The sequence below is a fragment of the Endozoicomonas sp. ONNA2 genome (assembly GCF_024606365.1).
Taxonomy (GTDB): Bacteria; Pseudomonadota; Gammaproteobacteria; order Pseudomonadales; family Endozoicomonadaceae; genus Endozoicomonas.
On the sequence record NZ_JAHHPO010000131.1, the window covers coordinates 1 to 9,290 of the forward strand.

Annotated in this window: 7 protein-coding genes; 3 read left to right on the forward strand and 4 right to left on the reverse strand. The window is 48.6% G+C overall.

From position 1 onward, the window contains the following. The 3 genes from ptsG to KDK14_RS02465 all read left to right on the forward strand — a co-directional run. A partial coding sequence (gene ptsG / locus KDK14_RS02455) for a PTS glucose transporter subunit IIBC (RefSeq protein ID WP_306671439.1) occupies positions 1 to 1,589 on the forward strand: 1,589 nt, incomplete at its 5' end. A 113-nt stretch (positions 1,590 to 1,702) separates the two neighbouring features. Continuing rightward, a complete protein-coding gene (locus KDK14_RS02460) occupies positions 1,703 to 2,656 on the forward strand; it encodes a hypothetical protein (RefSeq protein WP_257263436.1) in 954 nt (317 codons plus the stop codon). Between the two features lie 153 nt (positions 2,657 to 2,809). Then, entirely contained in the window at positions 2,810 to 4,063 is a 1,254-nt protein-coding gene (locus tag KDK14_RS02465; RefSeq protein ID WP_257263437.1) for an ankyrin repeat domain-containing protein, read from the forward strand. A 183-nt stretch (positions 4,064 to 4,246) separates the two neighbouring features. Here KDK14_RS02465 and crr read toward each other — a convergent pair whose 3' ends face one another. The 4 genes from crr to gap all read right to left on the reverse strand — a co-directional run bounded on the left by crr (position 4,247) and on the right by gap (position 8,762). Beyond that, positions 4,247 to 4,753 (reverse strand): PTS glucose transporter subunit IIA, encoded by a 507-nt coding sequence (gene crr, locus KDK14_RS02470; RefSeq protein ID WP_257263438.1) that lies wholly within the window; start codon positions 4,751 to 4,753, stop codon positions 4,247 to 4,249. A gap of 188 nt (positions 4,754 to 4,941) precedes the next feature. Next, positions 4,942 to 5,922 carry a 6-phosphofructokinase gene (gene pfkA / locus KDK14_RS02475; RefSeq protein WP_257263439.1) on the reverse strand — a complete coding sequence of 327 codons (981 nt, stop codon included), beginning with the start codon at positions 5,920 to 5,922 and terminating at the stop codon, positions 4,942 to 4,944. Between the two features lie 63 nt (positions 5,923 to 5,985). Continuing rightward, positions 5,986 to 7,419, reverse strand: a complete 1,434-nt coding sequence (pyk, locus tag KDK14_RS02480; RefSeq protein ID WP_257263440.1) for a pyruvate kinase — start codon at positions 7,417 to 7,419, stop codon at positions 5,986 to 5,988. Positions 7,420 to 7,751: 332 nt separating this feature from the next. Further along, entirely contained in the window at positions 7,752 to 8,762 is a 1,011-nt protein-coding gene (gene gap, locus KDK14_RS02485) for a type I glyceraldehyde-3-phosphate dehydrogenase (protein WP_257263442.1), read from the reverse strand. Between the last annotated feature and the right edge of the window lie 528 nt (positions 8,763 to 9,290).

The window sequence follows — 9,290 nt, forward strand, 5'->3', positions numbered from 1 at the left end:
AACGCAGGAGCAGTTGCCGCGTAGGGCAGTCTATTCTCGGACAGCCTCCTGGACGATCTGATGGCAGTAGCGTATCGGTTAACGCTATTGATGACCGAAAGGTTGATCCGGCTGCCATCCAGAAGACCTTTTATTCCCTTTGCGGAGCCACCCTCATGATCAAAAGTACTTTCGGTACGCTGCAAAAAATTGGCAGAGCGTTAATGCTGCCAGTTGCCGTACTGCCTGTCGCCGGGATTCTTCTGGGCGTGGGCAGCGCGGGGTTTGCGTTCATACCGGACCTGATTTCCAGCATTATGGCCCAGGCCGGCGGTGCTGTATTCAGTAACCTGCCCCTGATTTTTGCCATTGGTACGGCCATAGGACTCACAGAAAACGACGGTGTCTCTTCAGTGGCTTCTGCCGTTGGTTTTGTCATTATGCTTGGTACCATGGGTATCATGGCCAATCACCTGGGCTTTGAACCGGCATCCGTGATGGGTATTGACACCATTGATACCGGCGTCTTTGGTGGCATCATTGTCGGTATACTGGCGTCAGTGATGTTTAACCGATACTACAAAATTCAGTTACCGGAGTATCTTGGTTTTTTTGCCGGCAAACGGTTTGTCCCCATAGCTACCGGCATTGGTGCCATTTTCCTGGGTATCCTGCTGAGCTTTATCTGGCCCCCCATCCAATCCGTTATCAACGATTTTTCCCAATGGTCAGTTAATGAAAACCCGGAAGCGGCAGGGTTTGTTTATGGTTTTGTCGAAAGGTTACTCATCCCTTTTGGCCTGCATCATATCTGGAACGTGCCTTTCCACATGGAAATGGGTGAATTTATTGATGAGTCCGGCCGGATATTTAATGGCGACATTGCCCGCTTTTTTGCCGGAGATCCAACAGCCGGTTTTCTGGCCGGCGGCTACCTGTTCAAAATGTTTGGTTTGCCTGCTGCGGCCATTGCCATGTGGCATTGTGCAAAACCGGAAAACAGAGTAAAAACCAGCGGTATCATGCTCTCTGCAGCGCTTACCTCCGTATTGACGGGCATCACCGAGCCCATTGAATTTTCTTTCCTGTTTGTGGCCCCGCTGCTCTATGGCATTCACGCGCTGCTCGCTGGCATGGCATATGCCATCACCAACTATCTGGATATCAAGATGGCCATGTCCTTCTCTAATGGCCTGATCGACTATGTGATCTATTTCGGCATTGCCACCAAACCGGTCTGGATCATTATTCTTGGAGCACTCTACGCCGTTCTGTACTATGTTATTTTTCGAGTGCTGATTATGGCACTTGATGTAAAAACGCCCGGGCGCGAAGCTGAAATTGTCAGCGAAGGCGCTGCCGGGTCATCCAGCGAGCTGGCTGTTAACCTGATTAATGCGTTTGGCGGAAAAGGCAATATCAAAAACCTGGATGCCTGTATTACCCGCCTGAGAGTTACGGTTAACAATACAGCAGCTGCAGATATTGACCGGATCAAACAACTCGGAGCGACCGCTGTCGTGGTGGTTGGCCAAAATATGCAAGCCATCTTCGGACCACGTTCAGACAATATTCGCACAGAGATGCAAGAGGCAATGAAATCAATGTAAACATTTAATTTCTTCGCCAGCAGATATAGCGTTGTATATCTTCTGGCTTTCGCTCATCGATTGGCCAGACAGGCCGACATAGATATTTTCTAATGTTTCAGGGAGGCACAGCAATGGATCGAGTCGGCGGTGGCCATCAATCTGTCAACGTTAACCCGGCGATAAACGACAAAACTCAGGGAACCAATAAATCTGAGGGAGATTTTCGCGGGTTCAAGGTCACGCCGTCAAAAACCTTCAAGTCATTCCTGATCTCCCTTTTTTCGTCAAAATCCAAACAACCCGGCACCAAAATTAAAGAAAGGCATGTCCGGGCATATAAACCAACAGAACAATCCGGCTCGAACATCAAAAATCCCGCCAGTGATAAAAATGTCAAGCCGCCGGACAAACAGGCCCAGAATAATCCAGCCACCATCAAGAGAAATTTTGACACCCTGTGTTCCAACCTGGAACGGATGCAAAAATGTAAAAATGATTTACAAAAACTGGATCGCGGTACCGAAGCTTTCAATCTTTGCAGTATTGAATTGCAGCTGGTTAAGGCAGACTATAAAGCCTCAGTTCAAAGCTTCAATAACTCCGTCAGTGCTGACAAACAAATTAACGCTTCTGACCTTGAGATGGCATTGGTGAATAAACACTCGCCAGAATTTGCTGAAGACGTCGCCAAATTCAAACAAATGAACATCCCTGCATTTATAGAAAAGGCAGAAGTCACTCAAAGCCAGGCAGAAGAAGTTGAGCAGCCAATCGATCTTGCCCTTAAGAATGAAGATACCCGACAGAAATTTACTGACCTTTGCAATTCCTTGAAAAAGATGCAAAATTGTAAAAATAAATTACAAGACACCAGACAAAATTCTAATAATCGAATAATGCTTGAATATTATCTTGAGTCGCTTAAAGTGGACTTTGAAGCTGCAGTAGAAAACTTCAACAGTGTCGTCGGTAATGATCTGAAAATTGACGCGTTCGACCTTGAGATGGCAATGGCTAATAAAGATGCGCCGGAATCTGCTGAAAGCGTAGCCAAGTTTAAACAGATGAAAATCCCTTCATTTTAAAAACTGTAGTTACGCATTTCACTGTCGTTTACTACCACTGGCCAAAAAAATACATACCCGGGGAACTTATATTCAGCTGTCAAGTCAATGAATTCAAGAGCACGAGTTTCGGGCTCACACTTATTGATATAAATGCAAGCCACTGGTAACAATATGATAAACAATAGAGCCTACCTGACTGACACCGCCCATATGTCGAACCAATCTGGCACAGCGCGTGTCACTGAGCCTCCGGATCAGCCAAACCCGCCTGCCACTCGTCAGGGAATCGCTTTCTGTAATCGTATTGCTAACGTGTTAACCCTGAAGCGCAAAGGACCCAATTCGGCGCTGAATGTGGCAGCTAAAACAGGTGATTTGCCAATGGTTAATCGCCTTCTGCGTGATTATTCTGTAACCCCCGGGGATAAACTGCAATCTGCAGCATTTGAGGCGGCGGCACATGGCAATACCGAAGTTTTGAAGACATTACTTGACTGTGGGGCAGACCCCAGAAAAGTGTTAACAGGTGGCGATCCCGGTTTGCAACCCAGAACGTTTAATTTTGGGAGGAAACAACTTCGTGCAGATCATGCCGTGGATAAATTAAAACCAGAAGCAGTCAGGGTATTGCTTGACTTTGACCATAATTTACCTGGCACTTCCATGAAGATGAAGCTCACGGATGCCTGGTCACCTATTTTTCTCACACCAGTCGAATTAATAAATTCAAACCCTGGCAACAAAAACAGGGAAGAAGTTTGTAAAATGCTGGTCAGTAACCATGATGCCTCTCTCAACACATCTGTAATTTTTCAGCATAAAGCTGCTTTTGCCGAGTCCAGCAAAGTAGATCACCTGAAGCTAATTCCTTATAACCTTGAGCTTAATGGCAATAAGGTCCATGTAAATCTCCTTGGCGAGGCCTTGATGTTTGATAATTTCGAACTGGCCGAAGAGTTGCTGAAAAAACGAAATCTGGACCCTGGTGCACCCAAGGATACGGGTGCTGCTGAAAACCTGCTGATTATCTTTATGGATCGATATTCAAAGGGGTGTTTTGACCGAACAAAAACGCATTTTAATAATTTAATTGTGTCCCTGAAGAAAAAACTTGTCACCTCCGAGGATTTTATTGCGCAACTATTAAACAGCCAAAACCTGCAATTCAAGCAGCACTTTCTCACACTTTTCTCTTTAGGATTCCAACGTAGTCAAACTCTGACTCCTACTGATTTTGAACACCTTGACCATTCTCAGCTAGACACAGAAATCTGGAAAATACTTGATCATGCGCCTGACAGCTACTACCGTGCCTATGCTCCCCCACCGCCGGATTATCACTTTCTTTATGGTCACACGCTGCCAAGTTACGAATCAGCTACTGCCAGCGGCTTTAATACCAATCCCAATTTTCAGGAAGACTGATTAACCCATGCAAAATTAAGCAGCCCGGGAGGCTGGTTCAGTTCGGTGAGGCAAAAGTGTCGAAAGAGCAAGTCGCCCAGCCAAGCAAACGACAAGCAATCATAATCACGACTCAAACACTTTTTCACGAGTGCCGCGGGAAAAACCGAGATGGCCAAACCGACCTGGTTGGCCAAAATCGATTCATTTCATATATACGGTCAACAGCGTATCAGCCCCGGCCTGCACATCCCCGCTGGATTTCTCCAGATGACTGATATCATCCATATTGGAGATCACAATGGGAGTGACCACACTTCGCGCCTTTTCTGTCAGAAAAGCAAGATCCACTTCAACCACAGGATCACCTACTTTAATTCGCTGTCCTTCTTTTGCTATTCGTTTAAAGCCTTCCCCTTTCAGCTCCACGGTGTCAATGCCAAAATGGACAAACAGCTCAACGCCTGAGGGTGTTTCCATACTGAAAGCGTGATTTGTTTCAAAAATTTTGCCAATCACGCCATCACAGGGCGCCACCATAACGTGTCCGGTTGGATCAATGGCCAGACCATCTCCCACCACCTTGTCGGCAAACACCGGATCTGGCACCTCCTCTATGGGAACAATCTTGCCCGTCAAAGGTGCCTTCAGGACTGTTCCATCATTTGAGTCAAAACCCAGACTTTTTTTGAGAGAGTCAAAGATAGCCATAACTGTTACCTGCGGCTGTTACAACAATCTTCTGTGAAGCTTGCTCATGGCATGAGACCGCTGCACAGATGCGGGACCGGCAAACACCGGCTGGGAGGAAAGCAAAAAGCCCCTGATTTAAAGGCTTTTCCGTCTTGAAAAACTTTAGTCATCTGCTGGTCAGCATTCAACCATTGGGCATCAAAGAATCAAACGGAAACAATCCTGGCCACTTTCATCAGGTGACTGTCAATCTGGTTGTGCTTGCTGATGGCTTTTTCCAGCGGGGTTTTCACCACCTTGAGGTCATGAAGACCCACCATAATATCACTGTCGCCATTGCGCAGGGCTTCTACAGCGGCAACACCGAGACGGCTGGCCAGAACACGGTCAAAACAGGTAGGCTTGCCACCACGCTGGATATGCCCCAGTACGGTGACTTTCACTTCGTATTCCGGAAAGTTTTCTTCCACCGCACGGGACAATTCAAAAACACCACCACTGCGATCACCTTCAGCAACCACAATAATGCTGGAGGTTTTGCCCGCACGACCGCTCTTTTGCAAAGATTCCATGAATAACTCAACTGTCTTTTCCTGCTCAGGAATCAGGATATCCTCTGCACCGGAAGCAATACCGGTATTCAGGGCGATAAAGCCGGCATCACGGCCCATAACTTCAATAAAGAACAGGCGATTATGGGAAGTTGCGGTATCACGAATCTTATCGATGGCTTCGACCACGGTATTCAGTGCGGTGTCATAACCAATGGTGAAGTCAGTACCGTAAATGTCATTATCGATGGTACCGGGAACCCCGATACAAGGCAGACCATGCTCTTCTTCCAGCAGCATGGCGCCGGTGAATGAACCATCGCCACCGATCACCACCAGACCATCCAGCTCAGCAGCCCGCGCATTTTCGTAGGCCTTTAGCCGACCTTCCTTGCTGCGGAACTCCTGGCAGCGGGCGGATTTCAGGAAGGTACCACCCTGATTAATGATGTTGGCAACCGAACGGGCATCCGCCACTGCCATATGGTTCTCAATCAGTCCCTTGTAACCCTCCTGAATCACTACGGGAACCAGACCGTAGTAAATACAGGCACGAACTGTCGCACGGATGGCGGCATTCATCCCGGGCGCGTCGCCCCCGGAAGTCAAAACTCCCACTCTCTTTAATTCGGTCATGCCTGGCTATTCTCCTTCCAAGAGCCTGACTGCTGATAAAGCAATCAGGAATAATGAGTTGACTCAGCTTACGCTGATAATCTGCATAGTGTTGGTGCCACCTTCGATTTCCTGACTTTCACCTTTGGTCAAAATAATCTTGTCGCCCACTGCCAGAAGACCACGCTCTTTGAGCACGTTAACTGCCCGTCCATTGACTTCCGGGCCGTACTCGGTACCACTATCAAAAGCCACTGCCTCCACCCCACGATACAGGGCAACCCGACGCTCGGTGGTCTGGTAACGGGTCAGGGCAAAAATAGGGAGGCGGGTATTGATTCTGGACATCCACAAAGGTGTGGCACCGCTCTTCGTCAGACAGACGATGGCCTTGATATCATCCTGATGGTTCGCTGCAAACATGGTTGCCTGGGCTATGGCCTCGTCAATATTTGCAAACTTGCCAATACGACGCTCGGCCATGAACTCAACGGACTGTTTTTCAGCTCCAAGACAGATACGGCTCATGGCCTTGACCACTTCGTCCGGGCGTTTGCCGGTGGCCGTTTCACCAGATAACATCACGGCATCAGTGCCATCGAGCACCGCGTTAGCGACGTCAAAGACTTCTGCCCGGGTTGGTTGGGTGTTGTGAATCATGGACTCCATCATCTGAGTGGCGGTTATGACCGGTTTATTCAAACGACGGGCTTCATTAATCATGTGTTTCTGGACACCAATCAGCTCCGGGTCGCCAATTTCAACACCCAGATCGCCCCGGGCAACCATCACGGCATCGGATGCAGAGATCACATCAGCCAGCAGTTTATGGTCATTCACCACCTCCGCCCGCTCAATTTTGGACAGTATAGCGGCAGTTCCACCAGCTTTTCGAAGCAGACGACGGGCCTCTTCAACATCACTGGCGTGACGGACAAAAGATACCGCCAGGTAGTCCACTTCCAGCTCGGCAGCCAGAAGAATGTCCTGCTTGTCTTTTTCCGTTAATGCCGCCGCAGAAAGACCACCACCCTGAAGGTTGATGCCCTTGTTATTGGACAGCTCACCACCATTGACCGCTTTGGTTTTAATGCACGGACCATCAATAGCCATGACTTCCAGGCTGATTCGTCCGTCATCAAGCAGCAGTATGTCACCGACCTTACAGTCGTTGGGCAGATCTTTATAACCGAGCCCCACCTGGGTTTCATCACCATCACCAATGGGAAGACTGGCATCCAGGTTAAAGGTTGCACCATCCGGAAGATGAATCCTGCCATTCTGAAAGCGGCCAATGCGGATCTTTGGCCCCTGCAGATCACCCAAAATGGCAACCGGACGGTTTAGCCTTGCAGCAATTTCACGAATGATATTGGCACGGGCCTTGTGATCTTCCGGCTCACCATGGGAGAAATTGAGGCGTACGACGTTGACGCCAGCTTTAATCAACTTTTGCAGTTGTTCTTCCGATTCTGTTGCTGGCCCCAGGGTTGCCACAATTTTTGTGCGTCTGAGCATGATAATCCTCTCGCTTGTGAACCCGCCGCTCTCGTGGGGGCCTTCAGCCTATTAATAAAAGCTTGATGCATCATCACAGGAGTCATTACGGCAAGCGACAGGCCTTGATGGATTAATGATGTGCATGACAGCCGTTTACAACCTGTACAAATCTGCCCTGCCGGATAAATGTATTGAACGCAGTGCAAACAGAAAGTGCCGTTAAAGTATAGGAGCCATCTTGCCCGGTGGTATACCTTCTCTTTGATCGCCAACAGCGGTTACTGAACCGCTTGTCTCATCAACGACACAGGCCCGTTAAACGAGCCTGTGTTGTGTTCACTGTGAATACCTTACGGGTTCATCAGGGCCTTGGCCGTATCCAGCATACGGTTGGAGAAACCCCACTCGTTGTCGTACCAGGACATCACCTTGACCAGGTTGCCCAGAACACGGGTCTGAGTGGCATCAAAGTTGGAAGAGAACGGACTGTGATTGAAGTCCATGGAAACCAGTTGCTCGTAGTTAACAGACAGAACCGTGGCCATTGCCGGGCTGGACTTGGCTGCAGTAGCGATGATTCCGTTCACCTCTTCCACGGTGGTTTCACGGGCAGCTATGAAGCTCAGGTCAACCAGCGAGACATTGATGGTCGGTACACGAACCGCCATGCCGTCGAACTTGCCCTTTAGCGCAGGCACAACTTCACCGACGGCCGCAGCTGCACCGGTCGCGGTTGGAATCATGTTCATGGCAGCGGCACGGGCACGGTACAGGTCAGAGTGGTATACATCACTCAGACGCTGGTCATTAGTGTAAGCATGGATAGTGGTCATCAGCCCTTTATCAATACCCAGAGCGTCGTCCAGAGGCTTGGCAATAGGCGCCAGACAGTTAGTGGTGCAGGATGCGTTAGAAATGACCGTCATATCTTTAGTCAGAATGTCGTGGTTGACTCCGTAAACGATGGTCGCGTCAACCTTTGAGCCAGGCGCAGAAATGATCACCTTTTTGGCACCAGCATCCAGGTGTGGCTTGCAGGAATCCCTGGAACGGAAAACACCGGTGCATTCAAAGACGACGTCAACACCAAGCTTGCCCCATGGCAGCTTCGAAGGGTCACGCTCAGAGAAAGTCTTGATTTCGTCGCCATTGACGAACAGGGCACCTTCACCTTCTTCAACCTGTGCGTTGAAACGGCCATGGACGGTATCGTACCTGGTCAGGTGAGTATTGATTTTGGTGTCACCCAGATCATTAACGGCAACAATCTGGTATTCATCGCGACGGCCAGCTTCGTAGAGTGCACGCAGTACGTTGCGACCGATACGGCCGTAACCATTAATAGCAATCTTGATCATGATGTCTCCAATACCGTTAATCAAAGCGGAATTACCGCTAGTAAAAAGGGTTTCGCCAGCGGATGCAGCAAAGTAAATACACCTGTCGCAAAACCCAAACACTTAACAGTTTAACGACAGATCACAGATTTTACCCAGCTACAGCAACACTAAAAATAAACGACAACTCTGATCGGCTGCCGCAATTCGAAACCCACTCCACAGGACTTGTATCCCTGAAGCATATAAACTTGCGGACAAAGATTGACTTCTTGATGCTACGAAATTACATATATGCAAAAGCAACAACTATCACATAAGTTCACACCGTTTCTCATCCAGGATCAACCCGCTGTCGAAGCCACTGATCAGCTTCATAGGACCCCCGTGTGATATAGAGTTTGATCGATAAACCGGAATTCAGCAAAGCCGCTATCGTGTTGATTGATTCAGAATGTTTGCCGGTATTATCAACCAGCCAATATGGCTCGGGATCAGCTACTTGTGCCCTTCAGGGCATTCTCCTCAGAATCAGACATTTTTATCCTCAAT